This window comes from Nocardia jiangxiensis NBRC 101359 (genome assembly GCF_000308615.1).
Classification (GTDB): domain Bacteria; phylum Actinomycetota; class Actinomycetes; order Mycobacteriales; family Mycobacteriaceae; genus Nocardia; species Nocardia jiangxiensis.
The window spans coordinates 48873-70992 of sequence record NZ_BAGB01000163.1 but is presented as its reverse complement, the minus strand read 5'-3'; the positions used below and the strand labels follow the sequence as shown (position 1 = coordinate 70992).

General features: G+C 66.5%; 21 protein-coding genes. 6 read left to right on the top strand and 15 right to left on the bottom strand.

Features of this window, described 5'->3' with window-relative positions:
* Positions 1–53 precede the first annotated feature (53 nt).
* Entirely contained in the window at positions 54–1214 is a 1161-nt protein-coding gene (locus ON40_RS39105) for an alkaline phosphatase family protein (protein WP_040830486.1), read from the top strand.
* On the opposite strand, the gene ON40_RS39100 is transcribed toward ON40_RS39105, so the two are convergent.
* Positions 1130–2545 (bottom strand): MFS transporter, encoded by a 1416-nt coding sequence (locus tag ON40_RS39100; RefSeq protein WP_218008948.1) that lies wholly within the window; start codon positions 2543–2545, stop codon positions 1130–1132. The genes ON40_RS39105 and ON40_RS39100 overlap by 85 nt on opposite strands.
* 51 nt (positions 2546–2596) lie before the next feature.
* On the bottom strand, positions 2597–3034 hold the full coding sequence (locus ON40_RS39095) for a MarR family winged helix-turn-helix transcriptional regulator (RefSeq protein WP_245568187.1): 438 nt from the start codon (positions 3032–3034) through the stop codon (positions 2597–2599).
* Positions 3035–3158: 124 nt separating this feature from the next.
* Between ON40_RS39095 and ON40_RS39090 the strand changes: the two genes are divergently transcribed.
* Positions 3159–3944: an acyl-CoA thioesterase domain-containing protein gene (locus tag ON40_RS39090; protein WP_040830484.1), complete on the top strand. Its 786-nt coding sequence runs from the start codon at positions 3159–3161 to the stop codon at positions 3942–3944.
* Between the two features lie 3 nt (positions 3945–3947).
* Here the strand turns inward: ON40_RS39090 and ON40_RS39085 are convergent, their stop codons facing one another.
* From ON40_RS39085 to ON40_RS52805, 3 genes are all read right to left on the bottom strand, one after another.
* The gene (locus ON40_RS39085; protein ID WP_051194266.1) at positions 3948–5573 is read right to left on the bottom strand and encodes a class I adenylate-forming enzyme family protein; all 1626 of its coding nucleotides are present in this window, start codon (positions 5571–5573) and stop codon (positions 3948–3950) included.
* A 183-nt stretch (positions 5574–5756) separates the two neighbouring features.
* On the bottom strand, positions 5757–8783 hold the full coding sequence (locus ON40_RS39080; RefSeq protein ID WP_040830483.1) for an alpha-mannosidase: 3027 nt from the start codon (positions 8781–8783) through the stop codon (positions 5757–5759).
* 113 nt (positions 8784–8896) lie between these two features.
* Entirely contained in the window at positions 8897–9664 is a 768-nt protein-coding gene (locus tag ON40_RS52805; RefSeq protein ID WP_157186723.1) for a hypothetical protein, read from the bottom strand.
* A 564-nt stretch (positions 9665–10228) separates the two neighbouring features.
* On the opposite strand from ON40_RS52805, the gene ON40_RS55200 reads away from it, so the two are divergent.
* Positions 10229–11350, top strand: a complete 1122-nt coding sequence (locus tag ON40_RS55200; RefSeq protein WP_245568186.1) for a DUF4913 domain-containing protein — start codon at positions 10229–10231, stop codon at positions 11348–11350.
* A 130-nt stretch (positions 11351–11480) separates the two neighbouring features.
* On the top strand, positions 11481–12740 hold the full coding sequence (locus tag ON40_RS39055; RefSeq protein ID WP_040830481.1) for an amidohydrolase: 1260 nt from the start codon (positions 11481–11483) through the stop codon (positions 12738–12740).
* Positions 12741–13000: 260 nt separating this feature from the next.
* Here the strand turns inward: ON40_RS39055 and ON40_RS39050 are convergent, their stop codons facing one another.
* Positions 13001–13207 (bottom strand): DUF397 domain-containing protein, encoded by a 207-nt coding sequence (locus ON40_RS39050; RefSeq protein WP_040830538.1) that lies wholly within the window; start codon positions 13205–13207, stop codon positions 13001–13003.
* 5 nt (positions 13208–13212) lie between these two features.
* Entirely contained in the window at positions 13213–14097 is an 885-nt protein-coding gene (locus ON40_RS39045) for a helix-turn-helix domain-containing protein (protein WP_040830480.1), read from the bottom strand.
* A gap of 457 nt (positions 14098–14554) precedes the next feature.
* On the opposite strand from ON40_RS39045, the gene ON40_RS39040 reads away from it, so the two are divergent.
* Positions 14555–14743: a hypothetical protein gene (locus ON40_RS39040; RefSeq protein WP_040830479.1), complete on the top strand. Its 189-nt coding sequence runs from the start codon at positions 14555–14557 to the stop codon at positions 14741–14743.
* Between the two features lie 162 nt (positions 14744–14905).
* Here ON40_RS39040 and ON40_RS39035 read toward each other — a convergent pair whose 3' ends face one another.
* A complete protein-coding gene (locus ON40_RS39035; RefSeq protein WP_040830478.1) occupies positions 14906–15367 on the bottom strand; it encodes a nuclear transport factor 2 family protein in 462 nt (153 codons plus the stop codon).
* 72 nt (positions 15368–15439) lie between these two features.
* Here ON40_RS39035 and ON40_RS39030 point away from each other — a divergent pair, with 72 nt between their 5' ends.
* On the top strand, positions 15440–16045 hold the full coding sequence (locus ON40_RS39030) for a TetR/AcrR family transcriptional regulator (RefSeq protein ID WP_218008947.1): 606 nt from the start codon (positions 15440–15442) through the stop codon (positions 16043–16045).
* Positions 16046–16166: 121 nt separating this feature from the next.
* On the opposite strand, the gene ON40_RS39025 is transcribed toward ON40_RS39030, so the two are convergent.
* From ON40_RS39025 to ON40_RS38995, 7 genes are read right to left on the bottom strand one after another with little or no spacing between them, the layout of a single operon-like run.
* A complete protein-coding gene (locus ON40_RS39025; RefSeq protein ID WP_083896249.1) occupies positions 16167–17651 on the bottom strand; it encodes an aldehyde dehydrogenase in 1485 nt (494 codons plus the stop codon).
* Between the two features lie 37 nt (positions 17652–17688).
* Positions 17689–18009: a hypothetical protein gene (locus ON40_RS55195; RefSeq protein WP_040830474.1), complete on the bottom strand. Its 321-nt coding sequence runs from the start codon at positions 18007–18009 to the stop codon at positions 17689–17691.
* Between the two features lie 41 nt (positions 18010–18050).
* A complete protein-coding gene (locus ON40_RS39015; RefSeq protein WP_040830472.1) occupies positions 18051–19295 on the bottom strand; it encodes a metal-dependent hydrolase family protein in 1245 nt (414 codons plus the stop codon).
* A complete protein-coding gene (locus ON40_RS39010; protein ID WP_040830470.1) occupies positions 19292–19627 on the bottom strand; it encodes a hypothetical protein in 336 nt (111 codons plus the stop codon). The genes ON40_RS39015 and ON40_RS39010 overlap by 4 nt, the downstream gene beginning before the upstream one ends.
* Entirely contained in the window at positions 19624–20895 is a 1272-nt protein-coding gene (locus tag ON40_RS39005) for an aromatic ring-hydroxylating oxygenase subunit alpha (RefSeq protein WP_040830468.1), read from the bottom strand. The genes ON40_RS39010 and ON40_RS39005 overlap by 4 nt, the downstream gene beginning before the upstream one ends.
* Before the next feature lie 33 nt (positions 20896–20928).
* Complete coding sequence (locus ON40_RS39000; protein ID WP_040830466.1) at positions 20929–21765, bottom strand: TauD/TfdA dioxygenase family protein; 837 nt, start codon at positions 21763–21765, stop codon at positions 20929–20931.
* 17 nt (positions 21766–21782) lie between these two features.
* Positions 21783–22118: a hypothetical protein gene (locus ON40_RS38995; protein WP_040830536.1), complete on the bottom strand. Its 336-nt coding sequence runs from the start codon at positions 22116–22118 to the stop codon at positions 21783–21785.
* Positions 22119–22120: the final 2 nt, after the last annotated feature.

Sequence of the window (22120 nt, the reverse complement as noted above, 5' to 3'; positions counted from 1 at the left end):
CGGGACAAGCTGATACGAGCGCCGCAGCGGCCGATCGGGCAGCATGGACGACGATGCCGTACACACTCGCCGATGTCCTGCCGTCCGTCGCCGCATCCTTCGGGATGGATGTGGCCGCCCCGCTGGGGCTCGTGCCGCATCGTGATGTCGTGGTGCTCCTGATCGATGGTCTGGGCGCCGAGTTGCTGGCGCGGCACCGCGATGTGGCGCCCACCCTCGCCGAGCACGTCGCCACCACCCTGACCGCCGGATTTCCCGCGACGACCGCGACCAGTCTCACCAGTCTGGCCGTCGGTGCGCCCTGCGCCACGCACGGCGTCATCGGCTACAGCTTCGCCGTCCCGGACACCGGAGGTCCGCGGCTGCTCAACGCACTGCGCTGGCGGCTCGACACCGCCGTCGGCGACGACGCCCTGCACACCCATCCGCCCGAGACCGTGCAGCAGCGGCCCAGCCGGGTGCAGGATCTCGCGGCGCACGGCGTCGCGGTGCACTACGTGATTCCGGGCTATCAGCGCGACTCCGGTCTCACCAGGGCCGCTTTCCGCGCCGCCGGAACGGTGCACCCGGCCGCGACGCTGGACGAGCTGCGCGCCGGAATCCTCGTGGTCGCCGAACATTCCGGTGTCGAATCCCGGTTCGCCTACGCCTATTTCGCCGACCTCGACGCGACCGGACATCTGCACGGCCCCGGATCACCGCAGTGGCTGGATATTCTGCGTCGGGTGGATGCCTGCGTGGCCGGACTGCTCACCGATCTGCCCGGGACGTGCTCCCTGCTGATCACCGGCGATCACGGAATGATCCTGGCGGACAACGTCATCGACCTGGACGTCCGGGAACATCTGCACCGCGACGTGCGGCTGATCGGCGGCGAGGCGCGCGTGCGGCACATCTACCTGGACCACCCCGCGGCATTCGCCGACGTGCAGGACCGGTGGACCGGTGAATTGTCCACGCACGCACGGGTGGTCGGCCGGGAGCAGGCCCTGGACGAGCACTGGTTCGGCCCGACACCACCCGACGAGACAATCACCGCGCGCATCGGCGACCTGATCGCGGTCGCACAGGGCGGCACGGTGCTGGTGCGTCCGGGCGACGAGCCGCTCGAGTCGACCCTACTGGGACATCACGGAGCCTGGACCGCCGATGAGCAGCTGGTGCCGCTCATCGCCACCGCCGGAGCGATCTCCGAGCGCGCGACCACGAGCTGACGGGGGACGAACTCGACGCCGTGCCGGGAGATCCGCAGGCGCAATCCGCTGCGGCGGGCCAGGATTCGCGCGACGACGAGCGCAGCCAGCGCGGAGACCGCACCGCAGGCGAACAACCCCATCCGCGGACCGTACCGCTCGGTGACCCAGCCGACGATCGGCCCGCCGATCGGACTGCCGCCGGTGAACACCATCATGTACAGCGACATCACCCGCCCGCGCATGGACGCCTCGGTGGCCAGCTGAACCATCGAATTGCTGGAGGTGTTGAAGGTCATCCCGATCAGGCCCACGATCGTCAGCCCCGCGGCGAACACCCAGTACTCCGGCGCGAACGCGGTCACCGCCTCGAGGACGCCGAAGCCGACCGCGGTGAACACGATCATCCGCAGCCGCATCTTCGTGCGCCGGGACGCCAGCAGCGCGCCGACCAGGGATCCGGCCGCGAGGGCGGTGTTGAGCAGACCGTATCGGCCGGCATCGATGTGGAAGATGTTGTACGCGAAGCCGGACAGCACGGTGGGGAAGTTGAAGCCGAACGTTCCGATGAAGCCGACCAGCACGATCGGCCAGATCAGTTCCGGTCGCGACCGCACATAGTGCAGCCCTTCGCGCAGTTGACCTTTCTCCCGTGGCACCCGCGGCATGACGTGCAGTTCGGCGGGACGCATCAGCAGCAGCCCGCCGATCACCGCCGCGAAGGACAGGGCGTTGATCGCGAAGGCCCAGCCGGAGCCGACCGCCGCGATGACCGCACCGGCCACCGCGGGCCCGATCAGCCGTGCGGTCTGGAAATTGGCCGCGTTCAGGCTGACCGCATTGCGCAGCTGGCCGCGCGAGACCATCTCCGAGACGAACGTCTGCCGGGTCGGGTTGTCCACGACCGTGACCATGCCCAACAGCAGAGCCAGCAGATACACGTGCCACACGTGCACCGCGTCGGTCAGCGTGAGGATCGCGAGGATCGCGGCGAGCAGACCCATGGCGGCCTGCGTGAGGATCAGCAGCTGCCGTTTGCGGAAGCGGTCCGCGATCACTCCGCCGTACAGACCGAACAACAGCATCGGCAGGAACTGCATCGCGGTGGTGATGCCGACCGCGAAGGAACTGCCGGTGAGGCTGAGCACCAGCCAGTCCTGCGCGATGCGCTGCATCCAGGTGCCGGTGTTGGAAACCACCTGGCCGAGGAAGAAGTAGCGATAGTTGCGGACTCGGAGTGAGGTGAACATGCCCACCCGTGAGTGGGAGGGCGGGACCAGCTCTATGGAGTCCGGATCGGTGTCAGGGGTGTTGTGGGTGAGGTCCTTCTCGTCGGTGTCGCTGGATGTCACGTACTGCCTCTCCGGGGCGCGATATGTTCGGTCGCGGTACCGGAAGACACCTCACAGCTGCGCGAGACGTTCCAGCACCGGAGCGGCCGAACGCACCAGCTCCCACTCCTCATCCGTGAGCTTGCCGACCAGGTCCGCCAGCCAGGCGTCCCGCAGTCGACGGCTCTGCTCCAAGATCTCCGCGGCGGGTTCGGTGGCGATGACGAGCACCTGCCGCCGGTCCTGCGGATGTGGTTCGCGCCGCACCAGCCCCTTGTCCTCCAGCAGCGCGATGATTCTGGTCATCGACGGCGGCTGGACGTGTTCCTGACGGGCCAGCTCGCCCGGCGTCGCCGGGCCGGTGCGGGAAAGCGTTGCGAGCACCTGCATCTCGGTCGAGCTCAGGGTGTGCTCGACCCGTTGGTGACGCAGGCGGCGAGCGAGCCGCATGACCGACGCCCGAAGCGTGGTCACCGTGGCGAGATCGCCCTCGGAAGTCCTTCCACCCACGCTTATTAGTCTACCTTATTAGAGCGTCTAAGTTAATTTCGGTCGCGGGTGACGGCGGTTTCGGAACCCGGATCGGGCACGGTCCGTGCGGGGTGCGTTCGGGCGATACGGGAATATGGGACGCATGAGTGATATGCCGGCCCTGTTCAAGGTCGACGACGACGGGCGCTACCTCCCGGAGAAATGGGCGTACGGACGATGGGGAGCGGACATGCTCAACGGTCCGGCGATCTGCGCCGCGGCGGCGCGCTCACTCGAGCGGGAACACGGTCTGGACGGCTTCGTCCCGGCCCGGTTCACCATCGATCTGTTCAAGGCGGCCAAGGGGCAGCCGCTCGAGGTGCGGACCGAGGTGGTGCGCGCGGGCCGCCGGGTCCACGTCGCCGCGGCCAAGGTACTGCAGGGTGAGGTCGAGGTCGCCGAGGCTCGTCTGGTGCAGTTGCGCGCCGCCGAGACGCCGCCCGGGGACGAATGGCATTCGGAGCATCCGTTCGATCCGCCGGCCGATTCGGGCCTGGACTGGTGGCACGAGAGCGACCACGACTGGTCGACGAGTATGGCCGACCATCAGAACTCCGGCCGCAAGAGCCTGTGGATCGTGCCGTTGACCGCGGTCGAGGGTGAGGAACGCAGTCCGTTCGTGCAGGCCGTGACCGCCGCGGAGTCCACGAGCCTGGTCACCAACTGGGGTTCGCAGGGTGTCGGGTACATCAACGCGGATCTGACCGTCGGGCTGGATCGGGTTCCGGTCGGGGACCGGATCGGTCTGCGCGCCGAGACGCATCTGACGGCCAACGGCCTGTCGGTCGGTACGGCGACGCTGTTCGATTCGGTGGGGCCGATCGGGACCGGGATGGTGACCGCGGTGTCCAATGCCGCTGCGCAGATCGACTTCTCGGGCGACAAGTAGCCGCTATCGCCCGAGGTTCACCACCCCGGACGCGGCCTCCCGGGCTGCTGCGCGGTCGGTCTTGCCGCCCGGACCCAGGTGGAGCCGATCGACCGGGACGACGTACTCGGGTAGGTACTCCGCGCTCACGCCCTCGGCGCGGAGCCAACTCGCCAGGGTTTCGGTGGTCAGGTCGGCGCCGGTGGTGAGAACGACCACGGCGCAGACGCGTTCGCCGAAGATCGGGTCGGGCACGCCCACGACGGCGACATCGGACACCGACGGGTGCGCGCGCACGAGTTGCTCGATCTCCACGATCGAGATGTTCTTCCCGCCGCGGATGACGAAATCCGCTGTGCGGCCGACCACTCGGACCCGGTCGGTGTCGTCGACCTCCACGATATCGCCCAGCAGCATCCAGCCGTCCGCGGTGAACAGCTCCGCATTCGCGGCCGGATCGTCCCAGTAGCCGGGGGACACGAGCGGTCCGCGCACCGCCGGTTGACCGCGGCGCGGGCTGCCGGTGGCGTCCGCGCCGGTGTCGTCGAGGATCCGAACGGTCATCGAGGGCAGGATGCGACCGCAGGTGCGCAGGCGGGTGTCCACATCGTCGTCCAGGGTGGTGCGGCTGACCGCGCCGGACTCGTTGGACCCGTAGAACTGGAGAACGCTTGCACCCGTGCGCTGTTCGAAGGCGAGGGCGTCGTCGTAGGGGACCGGCTCGCCTCCGGTGTAGAGGACGCGCAGGCTGGACAGGTCGTGCTCGCGGGCGTTCTCGGAGCGCAGCAGCATCTTGAATTGTGTACTGACGCAACATAATACGGTCGCGCGCTCGCGCTCGACGAGCAGGGCGGTGTCGGCCGTGTCGAAGCGCGCGGTGAGTACGACCGGGATGCCCAGCAGCGCGGGCAGGAAGTGCGCCGACCAGAGGCCGAAGCCGTAGGGGGCCGGGACGACCGAGCAGATGACGTCAGCGGGGCCGATTCGCCCGCCCGACATGGCTTCCCGGGCGAAGGCGACCCAGCGGCGTTCGGTGTGGGTGACCACCTTCGGCAGTCCGGTCGTGCCCGAGGTCGAGTTGAGGATGGTGATGTCCGAGGTCGTGAATGGTTCGGCGGCTTCGGAGGCGGTGTCGTCGTCGGCGAGCTGGTGCCGGGCGACGCGGTACGAATCCTCGTCCAGAACAAGGACATTCGACGGTGCGATGTCGTATTCGCGCAATTCGGCCAGGAGTTCACGCCACGAACGTCCGCGAATCGACTCGACGGTGACCAGCGTCGAGGCTCCCGTCCGGGCCATGACGTGTGCGATTTCGCGCAGCCCGGAACGGATGGCGATCGCCGCCGCGACCCGGTTCGCCCGATAGGCCCCACACAGTGCGGCATGGATGACGCCGGTGTCGGGCAGTAGCAGGGCCACGCGAGAGCGGGGCGCGCCGGTTCGGCGTAGTCGGGTGGCGATGGCCTCGGCGAACCGGTCGTACTCGCGCCAGGTCATCGATCGTTCGGCGGTCACGAATGCCGTGGCGTCGGGGATCTGCCGGGACCAGGTCTGTACGAGTTCGTCGACGGACAGATCCGCGTACAGCTCCGGCGTGCTCGCGAATCCCCCCGGGCGGAGCGAATCTCGCCGCACTTCGCCATCGGTCATCACGATCACCTCACTTCGTCGGCGTCACCCGCCACCTCGGAGCGTGTCGGGCGCTGCGGCCGTTCGGATACCGAACGGTTGCCGTCCAGCACGATACTGCCGTCCCGGCTGCGTTCCCGAGACGGTCGTCATCGATTCGCGGCAGTGCGGGGTGGGGCCGACCGACCTGCTGCCGTGCGCTGTTCAGTCGGGATCATCCGCGCGAGATCGGGTGAAACGAAGCGTGAGTAGCTGGAAGGGCCTGAGCTGCAAGCGGACTCGGGGTCCATCGGGCAGCGCCGAAACTTCGTCGACGACAGGGCGTTCGAGCAGATCGCAGATCCGGAACCCGGACGTGGCGAAACCGGGGGTTACCCGGGCTGTAGCGCGGCCGCCGTGCGCTTCGTACACCCGCAGCACGACGTCGTCGCTCCGGTCGTCGGCGAGTTTGACCGCGCTGGTGACGACGGCATCGTTGTCGATGGTGAACAGCGGCGCGACGGGTTCGGCGACACCGCGACGCGGTGTGCTGAGGTTGATGCGATAACCCTCGCGCACCGCATCACCGATCGTCGCGCCGGGAATCAGCATGTGCCGGAAGCGATGTGAGCCCTGATCGGCGGCTGGATCGGGGAAGCGGGGCGCGCGCAGCAGTGAGGCTCGCACGGTCGTGGTGGTCCCGGCGTCGGGCCGGACCGTCCGGGTGACGTCGTGTCCGTAGGTGCCGTCGTTGACCACGGCCACGCCCCAGCCGGGCTCGCCGAGGTGGACGAACCGGTGGTTGCACGCCTCGAATTTCGCGTACTCCCAGCTGGTGTTGGTGTGCGTGGGCCGGAACATGTGGCCGAACTGGGTTTCCGAGGCGTAGCGGTCGGCGTGGATATCCAAGGGGAAGGCCAGTTTCAGGAATTTCTCGGTCTCGTGCCAGTCGACGGCGGTCTCGATGTGCAGCGCTCCGTCGCGCAGTGACAGCGTCTGTTCGACGCTGGAGGAACCGAACGACCGGCCGATTCGCAGAACCGTTCCCGTTCTCGAATCCGGTTGTACGGCAATGAAATCCGCGTGGGTGAGATCGGTGACGCGGTTGCGGTGGAACAGATCCACATCCCAGGCGTCCCACGCGTTGGGCAGGTCCGGGTGCAGTTGCAGCAGATTCGCGGTCGCGCCCGGCGACACCGTTTCGCGATGGCGCACGAGATCGAATGCCGAGACCACCAGCCCGCGCGCATCCACTTCGACCCGGATCAGCCCGTCGTCCAGGACGTGTCCGCCGTCGGCGAGCTTGGTCACCGTGCACGGCCGATGCGCCCGCGCCGGCCCCGCCGCACCGGCCGGAATCGAGAACCATTCGTGCGGAGCGGGATTGAAGACGTTCGGCCCGGCCTCCCCGCCGCCGAGCGTCCACTGTGCCTGCTCGACGAGCGTCGTCAGGTCCCGTGCCACCTCGGCGTGGGCCTGTTCGGTCTCCCGATGCACCCACGCGATGGACGATCCCGGCAGAACGTCGTGAAACTGGTGCAGCAGCACCGTCTTCCAGATCCGGTCCAGGTCCTCGTACGGGTAGGCCGCATCGGTGCGGACCGCCGCGGTGGCCGCCCACAGCTCGGCCTCGCGCAGCAGATGTTCACTGCGCCGGTTGCCCTGTTTGGTCCCGGCCTGGCTGGTCAGCGTGCCGCGATGCAATTCGAGGTACAGCTCGCCGACCCACACCGGGGGATCGGCGTATTCGGCCTCGGCGCGGTCGAAGAACGTGGCGGGCGCGGTCCACACGACTTTCGGCGAACTCTCGAGGTTTCGCATGCGGGCGGCCTTGGCGATCATCTCGCGTGTCGTCCCGCCGCCGCCGTCGCCGAACCCGGTCGGCGCGAGCGAGGTCGACGCGCTCCCCTTCTCCTTGAAATTCCTTGCGGCATGGGCGATCTCGCGGCCCGTCATGGCACAGTTGTAGGTGTCGACCGGCGGGAAATGAGTGAAGATCCGAGTGCCGTCGATGCCCTCCCACAGAAAGGTGTGGTGCGGGAACTGATTGGTCCGGCTCCAGGAGATCTTCTGGGTGAGCAACCGGGTACAGCCGGCCGCGCGAATGATCTGCGGTAGCCCGGCGGCGAATCCGAACGTGTCCGGCAACCACACCTCGCGGCTCTCGATGCCGAACTCCTCGAGGAAGAACCGCTTGCCGTACACGAACTGTCGCGCCATCGCCTCCGAGCCCGGCATATTCGTATCCGCCTCGACCCACATACCGCCCGTGGGGACGAATCGCCCCTCCGCGACGGCCGCGCGCACCTTCTCGTAGACCTCGGGCCGGTGCCGGGCGAGCAGGTCGTACTGCGCGGCCTGGGACATCGTGTAGATGAATTCGGGTTCGTCGGCCAGCAGCGCGGACATGTTCGCGGCGGTCCGGGCCACCTTGCGCACCGTCTCGCGCAACGGCCACAGCCATGCGGTGTCGATGTGCGCGTGCCCGACCGCGCAGATCGTGTGCGCCGAGCCGATGGCGGGCGCGGCGAGCGCCTCGGTCAGGCATGCGCGCGCTGCGGCTGCGGTGGCGTTCACATCCTGCAGATCGATGGCGTCCAAGGCGTTTTCGATGGCGCGGGCGATGTCGTAACGGCGGGCGGGATTCTCGGGCATCTCGTGCATGAGTTCGCCGAGCACCTCGAGATCCTGGACCAGCTGCCAGACCTCCTCGTCGAAGATCGCCAGATCCACTCGCCCCAACCGGTACTGCGGCTCGTCGCCGGAGGTGGTCCGATCGCCCAGCGGCGTCGGCCCGGGGAACGGGACGACCGGATTCGACGCCGCCTCGACGTGCAGCAGCACATCTTCGCCGCCGACCGCGGGCGATGCCACCCGGACCCAGCTGTTCTGCGGATGCAGCCCCTTGACCGGGGATCCGTCCGGCCGATAAACCAGTCCCTCGCACTGGAATCCGGTCATCCCCGAGTCGAAACCGAGATCGATGATCGCCTCGACGGTGCGCCCGGCCCACTCTGCGGGCACCGTCCCCGCCACGGTGAGCCAGCTGGTTCCCCACGGCGCACCCCAGCGCGCACCGGACGCGATCGGCGTGCGTGGTGCGGCCACACCCTCGGTGACCGGAACCGGCTCGTCCGGTGCGACCCAGATACCTACGGTGAGCGGCGTGGACGCCGGATGGATCGCCGGGACGATCCGTTCGGTGAGGACGCGCGCGAGGCGGCCCTCGATCAGCAGGCGGTCATCGTGCATGGCGCTGGCTCCCATCGGACCGGGGACGTGACGAAACCGAGGCGTCCTCATTGTCCGGCAGGATGGTGAATTCTCCGTGCTGCGTGGTGAATTCCGTTGGGCTGCTGGTTAGCTCAGCCCTGCGAACCGTTGCCGATCCCGGTAGCCGCGCCGAGTTCGTAACCGACGAGTCCGCCGAAGATGCCGAAGGGAACACCCGCCGCCAACGCGCCGGCCACAGCGCCCACCACGGCGCCCACGCCCGCACCCGCGAGGCCGCCGCCTATCACTCCCAGAGGCGCGGCCATCCCGAGGGTCGGAACGGCCAGGGCGACACCGCCCGCGACCCCGCCGATGATCGCACCGATCGAACCGCCGAGGATCGCTCCCGGCAGCGCCCCGAATGCTGCGCCCGGGATTCCCCCGACCAGCGTGCCGATGACGATGCCGGCGGTCCCGCCATTCACCGTCTGCTGGGTGACCCTGTCCGAATAATTGCTGTCGACGGGGACCGGGTGCAGCCCGCCGGTCCGGGCGGGTTCGGCCGCGCGCGTGTTCCCCCAGGGGATGACCCGCATGGGCTCCGCGTGCCGAATTATCCGGGGGACCTCGCGGACCGCATGGTCAGCGCCCGGTGCGAGTGCGGGCGCAGCCGTTCCGAAGTGCACTCGACCAGGGCGCTGCGCGGCCGGAGGTGCGATCGGGAACGGGTTGCCGCCGTGTTGTACCAGGCTGGTCCAGAGCTGCTCGAAGGGCGCGGGAGCCGGGACGCTCGGCTGTGCCGCCGCGCTGCCCGTTGCCCCGGCGCAGGTCACCACGACGGCTATCGGTATCGCGCCGACGATCGGCAGCAGGGCGCGTCGCAACGCGCGGGGTTGGGAGTGTCTGGACCGACGCGTCATGCGAACACCCTCTCGCTGGATTCGACTGGGAACAGCGCCGGTAGCGAGAGGGTCGCGCGGCGGGCGACCGATCCGGGCCGATGCCCTGGGCCCGCTGACCACGTGAAGTGCATATGTCCACCTCTCGGAACGCTGTCGGATGAGGTAACACGAGCTTGCGGTAAGTCAAAGGGGTGACAGGCGTTGTGTCAAGGCCCGATGGTTGCTGGGGGCCGGTGAGTTTCGGTGGCTCCATGAATCAGTGCTGGCCGGAGTTGGCGCGTGGGTTCTGCTCGTGAGTTGCCAGTTATGCGGTGAGCCCGTCCTGGGCGAGTGGACGGACCTCCGGACCAGCGAGATCGGGATCGAGCAGTCCGAGCATGGCCGCGACGGCTCAACCGAATCCCGGTCCTGCGCGATGCGATGCGCATCGCCCGATACGAATTCTGAACCGAGGCAGCGTTTCTCCTGCGTTCGGTATCCGAGAGTGGCTGCTCGCATCCGGCCCGTCGATGTGCCGTCGCGAGTAGGCTTGCTGCAATCGGTTCCGTGGCGGTCACAGAACCGGGCGGGGGAGGTGCCACGGTGGATGAGCAGTCGGCTTCGACGGTCTATGGCAACGTCGGCGAGTTCGTGGAAAACTATCTGAGCTTCGTCTATGCGCGACAGGTGAAAGATCGCAGTGACACCGTGTGGTGCACTGAATGGTGGCGACATCCCGAAGCGGTCATACGTCTGGAAGCCTTGTGGCGGGCCTGGGAATATTTTCGAAACGTGGGCCTTGTGGGTATGAGTGCATGGTTTCTCGATCACGCCGACGCGCATATGCGGCGGTTGTTCGACCCGCGCGGTCCCTTCCGATATTGCAGTGCCCAGGGAGGGCATCGAACATTCCTGGCGCCGTTGCCCATGGAGTCTCCCGAGTTGCCATCGGCGAATTCATCCGGCCTCGCCCATTCGGCGCAGGTCGACCCGCTTCATTGTGTTTACGCCGACGCGGGGCAGTTCGTCGAGAACTATCTGAGTCTTCTCTATCAGCGACAGGTAAGCGATCCGAACGATGCGGCGTGGTGTCCGCAATGGTGGAGGCATGCCGAGGCGGTCGTGCGCCTGGACGCTGTGTGGCGAGCCTGGGAACATCTCAGACAAGACAGCATGCCAGGCATGAGCCGGTGGTTTCTCGATCACGGCGACCCGCAGATGAAGAGGCTTTTCGATCATCGTGGCCCGTTCAAGTACTGCGGCGTGCGGAATGGGCACCGAGATGCGCTCGAACCGCTGCCTGTGATGTCGCCACCCGATGCCGTGTTCGACAAGCCCGCTGCCGAAGGTCTCGCAGCGAGCAGTACCCACTTCGAGAGTCTCGTCCGGTTCGTCGAAGACTATGTCAGTCCGGTTTATCGACGACAGGTCGTCGATTCGAATGACACCGTATGGTGCCCTGAATGGTGGATGCACACCGAAGCGGTCGTACGTCTGGATACGCTGTGGCGAGCCTGGGAAATCCTCGGACGTGATGGCGCGACAGGTATGAGCGTATGGTTGCTCGATCACGCCGACCCGCATATGAACGAACTGTTCGACCAGCGCGGCCCCTTCGGATCCTGTAGCGCCCGTAACGGACACCGGGATTCGATTCCTCCCCTTCCGCTCCGGACGACGAACTTGTTTGCAAGCCCGGAGTCGCCCGACCAAGCCCCGCGGTGACACCCGCAGAATTTGCGAGCGGTTCGACGGTCACGACGCCGAGCGGTCGTGTCTCCCGCCGCACATGGTCGTGGTAGGCCGATGTCTTCCTCGGTACAGTCGGCGTACCGAGTCTCGGAAGGAGCCAGCTATGGCCGCGTTACCGTGGGACTGCAGTCCGGGACTGCGTGAGCAGCTCGCCGATTTCTATCGTGACCTGCATCAGCATCCGGAGTTGTCGTTGCAGGAGTTCCGGACCGCGCAGCGGGTGGCCGAGGCGTTGGGGCCGACGGGGTTCGAGGTGACCACCGAGGTCGGCGGGACCGGGGTGGTCGGGGTACTGCGGAACGGGGACGGGCCGACGGTGCTGCTGCGGGCCGATTTCGATGCGCTGCCGGTCGAGGAGAAAACCGGTCTGCCTTATGCGAGTTCGGTTCGGGCGCAGGATCATTCGGGTGCCGATGTGCCGGTGATGCATGCCTGTGGTCACGATATGCACGCCACCTGTCTGGTCGGCGCTGCCACACTGCTGGCGAATTCGACCGCGGAGTGGTCGGGGACCGTGGTGGCGGTGTTCCAACCGGCCGAGGAACTGGCCTGCGGTGCGCGAAATATGGTGGCGGACGGGCTGTTCGAGCGATTTCCGAAGCCCGACATCGTGCTGGCACAACACGTCGGCCCGCTACCGGCCGGGATGATCGGCTACGGCAGCGGCCCGGTGATGTCCGGCATGGACGCGGTGCAGGTCAGGCTGTACGGCCGGGGCGGGCACGGATCCCGGCCCGAGGCCGCGATCGACACCGTCCTGATGGCCGCGAACGTGGTGACCAGGCTGCAGGGCATCGTCTCTCGCGAGGTGCCGCCCGCCGAAACCGCGGTGGTGACGGTCGGCCGCCTCCAGGCGGGCACCAAGGACAACATCATCCCGGACACCGCCGAACTCGGCATCACCACCCGCACCTACGACGAGAAGATCCGGGACCTGGTCCGCGCCGCCATCGAACGCATCGTGCGCGCCGAGGCCACCGCATCGGGAGCCGAACGCGAACCGGACTTCGACTGGAACCTCAGCGCCCCCGTCCTGGTGAACGATCCCGCGTCGACCGAAACCACGATCGCCGCGTTCGCCGAGCACTTCGGCGAACAGCGCATCCTGCCCATACCCCAGGTGAACGCGAGCGAGGACGCGGGCGTCTTCGGCACGTCCGCAGGTGTCCCGAGTGTCTATTGGTTCTGGGGCGGAGTAGATTTCGCGGGCCTGGACCTGAGCGAGGTAGTCGAGGGCCGGGGCGTGGACCAGGCGCCCGCGAACCACTCGCCCGAGTTCGCCCCGGAGATCGAACCCACTCTCGGTACGGGCGTGGAGGCGATGGTGGTGGCAGCCCGCACATGGCTGGGTTCACCTGTTTGATCGGACCGAGCGTCTCGGCCGACGACCGGTACCGGAACGAGGGAGCGGTTCGGCTCATGACGCTGTCGTGTCCTCGGTCGTCGACGTCCGGTGCTGGCATGCGAGAGTGCGAATGCGCTCGAGTCATGGTGCGTCGCTGTGCTTCGGTGCGCCTGTGGCCGGAACAGGTTGGTGCCCTTGAAGATATGAACCGAGTGCGAATACTCGAACGGCCCGATACCGACGTCGTCGGTATCGGGCCGTTCCGGTCTATTCAGTGCTCAAGCCTGGTCGAGCTCGCCACGCTGGATGCCTGCGGTGAACGCGTCCCACTCGCGCGGGGTGAAGATGAGCGCTGGGCCGGTTGGGTTCTTGGAGTCGCGTACGCCGACCATGTCGCCGTCGAGGAAGGCGGCCTCAACGCACTCTTTTCCCCCTTGGCTGCGGCTGCTCTTGAACCAGTTCGCCCCGGACAGATCAGCGCTCATGTTGCTCATGCTCCCTTTGCCACCCGCCGAAGCAGGACTCTGCTCGTTGTCTCGTCCAAGGCTGCCGCCTCGATACTCTCGTGTCGACGATAGTAGTGCAGCACGTCATCCTCCTTCTCGAGATACATGTCTCCGACTACCCCTTCGAGGAAGACGACAGGTGGTTCGACATGAGCGCCGCCTTGATCCTGCCCGAAGCTCAGGATCACGTAGGGCGGCATAGCCGCCCCGTCAGGGAATCCGGCCTCGAAAGGCAGAACACGGACACTCACGTTGTCCCTCGCGCCGATGTCGGCGAGATGGCGTAGCTGCGCGGCCATGATCGCTCGGCTTCCCGCGACGCGATGTAGAGCGGCTTCGCCGATTACGACGTCCAACTTTACGGGCTGGGTCTTCCTGGTGACGATCCGCTGTCGCTGAGTCTTGATCTGAACGCGCTGCTCCCACTGCTCAACCGTCTCGTCGGGCCAGATCAACTGAACCAAGGATCGGTTGTAGTCAGCGGTTTGAAGCAGTCCCGGAATGAGATCCGGTTGGTACGTGATGATTTGAGTTGCGGCCGTTTCCAGGCCGACGTACACGTCGAAATTCTTCGGGATGAGATCGCCGTACTGATGCCACCACGATTTGACGTTGGCCTGCTGCGCCAGTCCTTTGAAGGCTTCGGCGAGATCCGGTGGGACGCTGTACAAGTCGCAGATGGCCTGGATGACCATATTCTTGATGCGGCCGGTTTCGCCCTTCTCCAAGCGGTTCAGACTGGTCGCGCCCATCTCCAGGAGTTGAGCGGCTTTGACTTGGGTGTAACCGGCGCGGGTACGCCAGTCCACGAGGTAACGCCCGAGCTGCCGCCTGGGCAGCGTCGATCCGATGGTCGGTGTTTCTGACATTGTGGCTCCGTTTCGGGGATATGCGAATCTCCGGTTCGGGGAATTGCTTCCATCTCGTACGGAGGTTCCGCAGGCACTCAGGAGAGATTTGTCAGGAGGCCCCGTTTCGGGGTGACTCCGGGATCGCGCAGGTGTGTCATAGATGCAGCGCCCGAGGGGATCACGCTGGTCGTCAAGTCGCAGTCCCTTCTCTCGTCCGGGTGCTGATCCCGCTGCGTCGGATCGCGGGATACCCAACCGATATCATGAAATATGAAGGGGCGGAAGCATGTTGAGTGTGTCGCAGAAAGGCGTTTTGCCTCGGCGGTCGCCCGGTGCATACCGGGTGTGGCTCGTGACCTGTCCGGGGGTGCGGGATCTCGGGGAGGTGGACGAGCCCACGCCGGAATTGCTCTGTCGTATTCGAGATGCCCTGCGTGCGTGGACTTCTACTGACGCGTCGGTCGGGTGATGGGTCGTGGCCGAGATACTTCCGCCGACCGATCATGCGCCGCTGGCGGTGATGTCGACAGAGCTCGCGCATTGGATCATGCAGTGGCACATCGACTGTCCGGTGACCATCTGTGCGGTCAAGCGGCAGGCGAAGGCGCGGCTGGTGCAGGCTCAGCGGCTCGTACCTGCGGATCAACCGCACTTCGGCATATGAGGACGGTCCGATGAGTCGTGCGGATGATCTGTGGTGCGACTGGTGTGGGCGTCCCAATTCGACGATCCAGCGTTATGGCGGACGCGTGTTCTGCAGCGTCGAGTGCATGTTGCGGTATCAGTCACGAACGGGCGATTCGGACGTCCTCGAGTCGAAGCCGGACTAGTGGATCGGGATCTCCACACCGTGCTGCTCGGCGGGGCGCGGACCACTGATCCGTCGCTCGGCCGCTGTGATCGCGAGGTCGTTGATGCTCGCTTCCCGCCGCGACATCAGTCCTTGATCGGTGAACTCCCACAGCTCGTTGCCGTAACTGCGCCACCACTGGCCGTGCTGGTCGTGCCACTCGTACTGGAAGCGCACAGCGATCCGGTTCTCGTGGAAGCTCCACAGACTCTTGCGCAGCGCGTAGTCCAGCTCGCGCTCCCATTTGGCGGTCAGGAAGTCCACGATCTCGGCGCGACCCCGGACGAAGACGTCCCGGTTCCGCCAGACCGAGTCGGGCGTGTATGCGAGCGCGACCCGCTGCGGATCGCGGGTGTTCCAGGCATCCTCCGCGGCCTGGACCTTCTGTACTGCGGTCTCTGCCGTGAAAGGCGGGTAGGGCGGACGAGATTCGGACACTGCGACTCCTCTCGACGCGAGAGAACAGACGTTCTCAATAGTGTGCGCTATCGTAGGGAACGACCGTTCTCGATGTCAAAGGGAGTTACCGACGTGCCTGCCGCGCTCACTGCTGAGCAGAAGGCCGATGACCGCGGACTGCTACTGGACGCGACCGAGTCGCTGATCTACGCGAACGGTGTACAGGCGGTCGGGATGGACAAGATTCGCGAGGTGTCGGGCCTGTCGCTCAAGCGGATCTACTCGATGTTCCGGACGAAGGAGGACATCGTCGTTGCGGTGCTGCGGCGGCGAGATGCCCGATGGCGCGCCGAACTGACTACCTTCGTCGAGGGCTTCGACGACCCGACTCAGCGGATCCTCGCGATCTTCGACTGGCTTCGCAACTGGTTCGGAGATCCCGGATTCCGGGGCTGTGCGTGGATCAACATCCACGGCGAACTCGGACCCTCCTCCCCGGCCGTACTCGACGAGGTTCGTACACACAAGCAAGCATTCCGCGAACAGATCACAGCGTTGACGCAAGCAGAGCAGCCGGAGATTGCCGACGCGATCTATCTGCTCGCCGAAGGCGCGATCGTCACGGCAGGCATCGCCGGGACCCCGGAGATCGCAGAGGTGGCGCGACGCGCGGCTGAACGCCTCCTTGCCGGTGGTCCAGCGTCGACAACTTGCTGACCCGCAACAGCTAGGTGATCGCGGTGGCGTTGGGGGAGTCGACGGCACCGGTCACGATGATCGGTTCGACGACGAGCAGATGGTCGAAATATCCTGTGCGGTGGCTGTTTTCGGGCAGCGATCAGGGGTGTTGCGAGCCGGAAGACCGGCGGGCGTCGTTCGCCGGGGCGATGGACAGGGAGGTGGTTTCCAGGAATCCGTCCAGGCCCTCGGGGCCGAATTCGCGGCCGATGCCGCTGGCTTTGATGCCGCCGAAGGGGGCGGCGGGGTCCATGCTGTAGGCCGCGTTGATTCCCAGTGTGCCGCTGCGGATTCGGTGTGCGACGGCAGTTGCGCGGGTGATGTCGGGGCTCCAGATGGAGCCGGAGAGGCCGTATTCGGTGGCGTTGGCCAGGCGGATCGCCTCCTCGTCGCCGTCGTGCGGGATCAAGGTCAGGACCGGGCCGAAGATTTCCTCCTGCGCGATGCGCATCGCGTTGTCGGCGTCGGTGAACAGGGTGGGCCGGACGTACCAGCCGCGCTCGATTCCCTCCGGTAGGCCGGGGCCGCCGACGAGTAGTCGCGCGCCTTCACGGACGCCCTGATCGATGTATCCCTGGACGCGCTGTTGCTGGCGCTGGGAGACCATCGGGCCGATCCGGGTCGAAGGATCGAACGGGTCGCCGACCGGGAGGCTGTCGACGGTACTCGCCAGTGCGTCGGCGAATTCGCGATAACGGTTGCGCGGCAGCAGAACTCGGGTCTGGGCGACGCACGCCTGACCGCTGTTCATCAAACCCGCGACGGTCATGCCCTCGGCGACGGCCTGCGGATCGGCATCGTCCAGGACGACCGCAGCGGATTTCCCGCCCAGTTCCAGACTCACCCGGCGCAGCGCGGAACCGCACGCCGCCGCGACCTGCCTGCCCGCAGCGGTGGAACCGGTGAAGGAGACCTTGTCCACGCCGGGATGGGACACCAGATACCGGCCGATCTCGCGATCGCCGGGCAGGATGCTGACCAGGCCGGGCGGCAGGCCCAGCCCGGTCAGCAGTTCCGCGGTGAAATACGCGTCCAGCGCGGTCTCCGGGGAGGGTTTGAGCACGACCGCGCAGCCGGCCAGAAGTGCCGGAACGAGTTTCGCGACGGTCAGGAACATCGGCATATTCCACGGGATGATCGCCGCGACCACGCCGACGGGCGCCCGGTGCACCATCACCTCGCCGCCGAACGCGCCCGCGCGGACCTCGCGCCACGGATGCCGGGCGGCGACATCGGCGAATGCGCCGATCATCGCGCCGGGCAGGCGGGCATGCGCCGAGCGGGAGAACGTGATCGGCGCGCCCATCTCGGTGGTGACCAGCTGGGCGAGTTCCTCCTGTCGCGGGCGATAGCGCTCGGCCAGCTCGCGTACCACCGCGACCCGCTCCTGCGGATCGAGCCTCGGCCACGGCCCCTCGTCGAAAGCTGTGCGCGCCAACGAGATCGCACGATCGACGTCCTCATGCGTCGGCGCGGACACCTCGGCGACCGGTTGCCCGGTATGCGGAGAGATCACCTCGAACGTATCGCCGCCACTGGGCACGACCCACTCGCCGCCGATGAACAGATGTCGCTGACACGGCACGGCTACCTCCTCGGAGTTCTTACCGACCGCACGCGGGTCACGCTGTGCGAGTGTGGATCTGACGCAGGAAGCGCGTCGTGGGTGGACGATCGGTCCGGAGTCCGACCGGTGCGGAGAACGCACCCGCGCGGGTCGCTTCACCGAGGCGCGCCTGCACCGCGGCGATATCCTCCGCCTCGATCTCGTAGATCGCGACGAACGGCCCGTCATCGGCGATCGGCTCGAATCGTCGGGCGGCGATGAAACCGTCGACCCCGAGCATCTCCGTCAGATGCGTATTCTCGTACCAATCGTGGTAGGCCGCAGCCTCTTCGGGTGAGTTGGGTTCGGATTCCACGTAGAGAATTCCCTTGGCCATCGGTCTGTTTTCCTGTCGGTGGTAGCTGACGAATCGGGGGATCACCGGTGTTTGACGATGCGGCCGTCCTTCATGACGAAGCGCACGTCCTGCAGGGTGGTGATATCCGCGGTGGGATTGCCCGGTACGGCGATGATGTCGGCGAGCAGCCCGGCGGCGAGTCGTCCCCGGTCGTCGACGTCGATGAGTTCTGCGCTGGTGACCGTCGCGGCGCGTAGTGCCTGGGCGGGGGTCATGCCTCGATCCACCAGTGCCCACAGCTCTTTCGCGTTGTCGCCGTGTGGGACGGCGGGTGCGTCTGTGCCACAGGCGATCTTGACTCCGGCCTGGATCGCCTTGCGCAACGTCTCGCGGGCGCGCGGGAACACCTCGGCAGCCTTCTTCTGCAGTGCGGGAGCGGCTTTGGAGACATCCAGCCCTTCGGACAGATAGCTCGTCGGCACCAGGAAGGTGCCGTGCTCGACCATCATCGCGATGGTGTCGTCACTGGCCAGCGACCCGTGCTCGATGCAGTCCACACCGGCGCGGATGCACGCGCGAATTCCCGCGTCGCCGTGCGCGTGCGCGGCCACCCGGATTCCGGCCCGGTGTGCCTCGTCCACGATCGCCGCGAGTTCCTCGTCCGAATACTGCTGCGCGCCTGCGACGGTCCCGTGCGACATCACCCCGCCCGAGGCCGAGATCTTGATCACCCCGGCGCCGTATTTGATCTGGTAGCGCACGCATTCGCGCACCTGCGGCACCCCGTTGGCGCGGCCCTCCTCGATGCTCACCGGCATGATGTGCGGGGCGAGGCGCTGGAACATCGTGGGATCGAGGTGACCGCCGGTCGGGGTGACCGCGTGCCCGGCCCCGACGATGCGCGGCCCTTCGACCCAGCCCTGGTCGATCGCGCGGCCCAGGTCGACGTCCAGCAGATAACCACCGGTCTTCACCATCAGCCCCAGATTGCGGACCGTGGTGAATCCGGCGTGCAGGGTGGTGCGGGCGTTGACCGTGCCGCGAAGCGTGCGGTAGACGGGATCGTCCTGCACGCCGTGCATGGGATTGGGCAGTCCGGTGGGGGTGTCGGGACCGCCGATGAGCAGGTTGATCTCCATATCCATCAGACCGGGCAGCAGCGTGAGGCCGCCCAGATCGACCACCCGTGCGCCCGCGGGTTCCTGCGGCGGATCTACCGCGGTGATCGAGTTGTCGTCCACCACGATGGTCGCGGGGGAGTGCACCCGTCCGGTTTCCACATCGACCCAGCGCGCGGCGCGCAGGACCGTGCTCGACTCGCTCATGGGATCGGCTCCAGGACGCAGTCCAAACTCGTTGTGCCACTGTCGGGTACCCACGGCTGGCTCCACACCTCCACCGGGAAGGACACATTCACCATCGAATACAGCAGATACAGCAGGCGCTGCACCGGCTCGGGCAGATCGTCGAGCGGGAAGCCGTCGCAGTAGGCGATCACCGCCTCCGCGCGCGGGGTGATCGCGTCGTAGAACTCCTGCATCTGCTGAACTGTGCTGCCCAAGCGTTGGGCGTAACGCTCGGGTTCGGTTGCCAAGCACCATGTTTCGGCGAACGGTTCGAGGTCGGCGAATTCCTGAGGCAATCGGGGCTCGCTCATCGGGCCACCTCCGTCTTCTCGCGCTGATAGTCCTGGACCCAGTCACCGGCCACCTTGTGCAGATGTCGCAGCAGGATTTCCTGGTCGTTCAACGGAAACGCGGTCACCGCACGCGATTCCAGCATCAGCTGCGTCGCCTCCAGCGTGCTGCAATCCTGCAGCCCGTATTCCTTGAACGTCACCGCGGCCATCTCGTGCGCGACCCGCTCTCGGGTGGTCCGCGACGGCGGGAAATACAGATTGCCCTCGAAGATGTGCGTGTTGTGCGAGGTCGGCCAGTAGTGATACGTCAGATACCAACCGCTGGACCAGATCAGGATCACGAAGTTGGGCCACAGCTGGAACGAGTCCAGGCCCCACGGCTCGCATCCGGCGGGATTCACTCCGGCGGGCATCGGCCCGAGATCCGGTGTGTCCCAAGGGCCGAACAGTCCGCTGCGAGTTATGTCCTCCATCGGTTTGCGCATGGAGGGGTCGAGCTCCCAGGTGACCACGCCGGAGGTGCTGACCATCCGGTGCGGACCCTCGAGCCGGTAGTGCGGCGCTTCGAATCCGGCCTCCTGCGCGGCATTCGAATAGTTGTCCGGCGTCTGTTTCCCGTGCAGGACCGGTGCGTGATAGAACTCCTGGAACGCGTCCATGTAGAGCTTCCAGTTGGCCCCGACCTCGGAGCGGTAGCAGAAGCGCTCGGTGAGTGCGTCGAACGGATAGCCCTCGAGGTCGGTGATCATCGGGCCGAGGAACTCTCGCAGCGACTGGCGCGGTTCGGGCGCGAGATTGATGAACACGAATCCGGACCACACCTCGCAGTGCACCCGCACCAGCCCGTACTCGCTCTGGTCCAGATCGAAGAATTCCTCCTGCTGCTGAACGAAATTCAGCGCGCCGTCCAGCCCGTAGCGCCAGCCGTGGTACTTGCAGGTGAACTGGCGGCAGGTGCCCGAGACCTCCTCGCGAGGCAGGATGTCCCACACCAGTTTGTTGCCGCGGTGCCGGCAGACGTTGTGGAAGGCGTTGATCCGCCCGTCCCGGTCGCGCACGACGATGACCGAGGCGTGCGCGGCGTGAATTTCCTTGGTGAAGTAGCTGCCGGTGCGTGGAAGTTGTTCGATCCGGCCGACATTGAGCCAGGCGCGCTTGAAGATCGCCTCGCGCTCGAGTTCGAAGAACTCCGGTGAGATCGAGTCCTCGTAGGACATCGGCGCGGTGCCGAGTTCCGGGTAGTGCTCGGTCCAGCTGCCCTCGGCGGGCTTGGGCCAACGGGGCATGGTGTAACTCCTGAGATATGGTGTGACGCTGCGTCATCGGATCGGTTCGTCGCCGAGTACGGTGGTGCGCAGCATTTCTCGCGGTGAGCCGGATTCGTACGGTGCCGCGCGGTGGATGACCCCGCGGTTGTCCCAGATCACGGTGTCGCCGACCGACCATTCGTGCCGGTAGACGCGTTCGGGCGCGGTGCAGCGGCGCAGCAGATCGTCCAGCAGCGCGCGGCTCTCGCCGGGGGCCATGCCCACCACGTGATCGGTGGAAGCGCCCAGGACCATCGAGCGACGCCCGGATCTGTGCGTCCAGATCAGCGGATGCTCGCGAGCCGGACGACGTCGCCAGGCGGCCAGCTGTTCGGGGGTCGGATCCGGGGTGACCGGGCGTTGCGAGGCTTCCAGCGAGTGCACCACCCGCAGCGGCGCGAGCCGGATGCGCTCGGACTCGGTGAGATTGTCGAAAGCCTTGTAGGTGGAGGCGAATTCGGTCTCACCGCCGGTGGTCGCCACGGCTTTGGCGGACAGCACGGTGGCCATCTGCGGATAGGCGTCGTCCTGTGGAGTGCAGCCGTCGATATGCCAGTCGAACGTCGCGCGCAGATAGTTCGCCGACGAGTTCTTGGTGGTGTCGAGGCTGACGCGATAGATGCCCTCGACCGGGTGGTGCCCGGGTTCGGTGTCGATCTGCCCGAGTGTGCGGCAGAACGCCACCTGGGTCTCCGGATCCAGATGCAGGTCGCGCAGGACGAGTACTCCGTACTCTTCGAGAGCGCGCAGCACGGTATCGGCCAGGGCGTCGTCGAGCAGATGAGCCCGCTCGACGCCCGTCACCTGTGCGCCGACCTCGTTGCCGAGTGGCTCGATGGTGATCGTCATGGTGATGTCCTCGGGGGCTACGGCGACGGCTCGGCGACGCGGTGCAGCTCGGCGTCCGCGCTGTCGGTGGGCATGGGCTGGGCGAAGATCTCCACCGCCATGGCGACCATCACCAGCGAATACACCAGGAACAGCAGGTTCAGCGCGTCCTCGGGCAGATCGTCGAGGGGATATTTGTCGCAGTACTCGATCGCCTCTTCCAGGCGCGGCAGGAACGCGTCGTGGAACGTCACCAGATCGCGCATGGGCGTGGCCATTCGGCGAGCCCAGCGCTCGGATTCGGTGGGCAGGCACCAGATCGGCGCGTACGCCTCGAATTCGGCGAATTCCGGTGGCAGCAGATTCTCGGCCACGG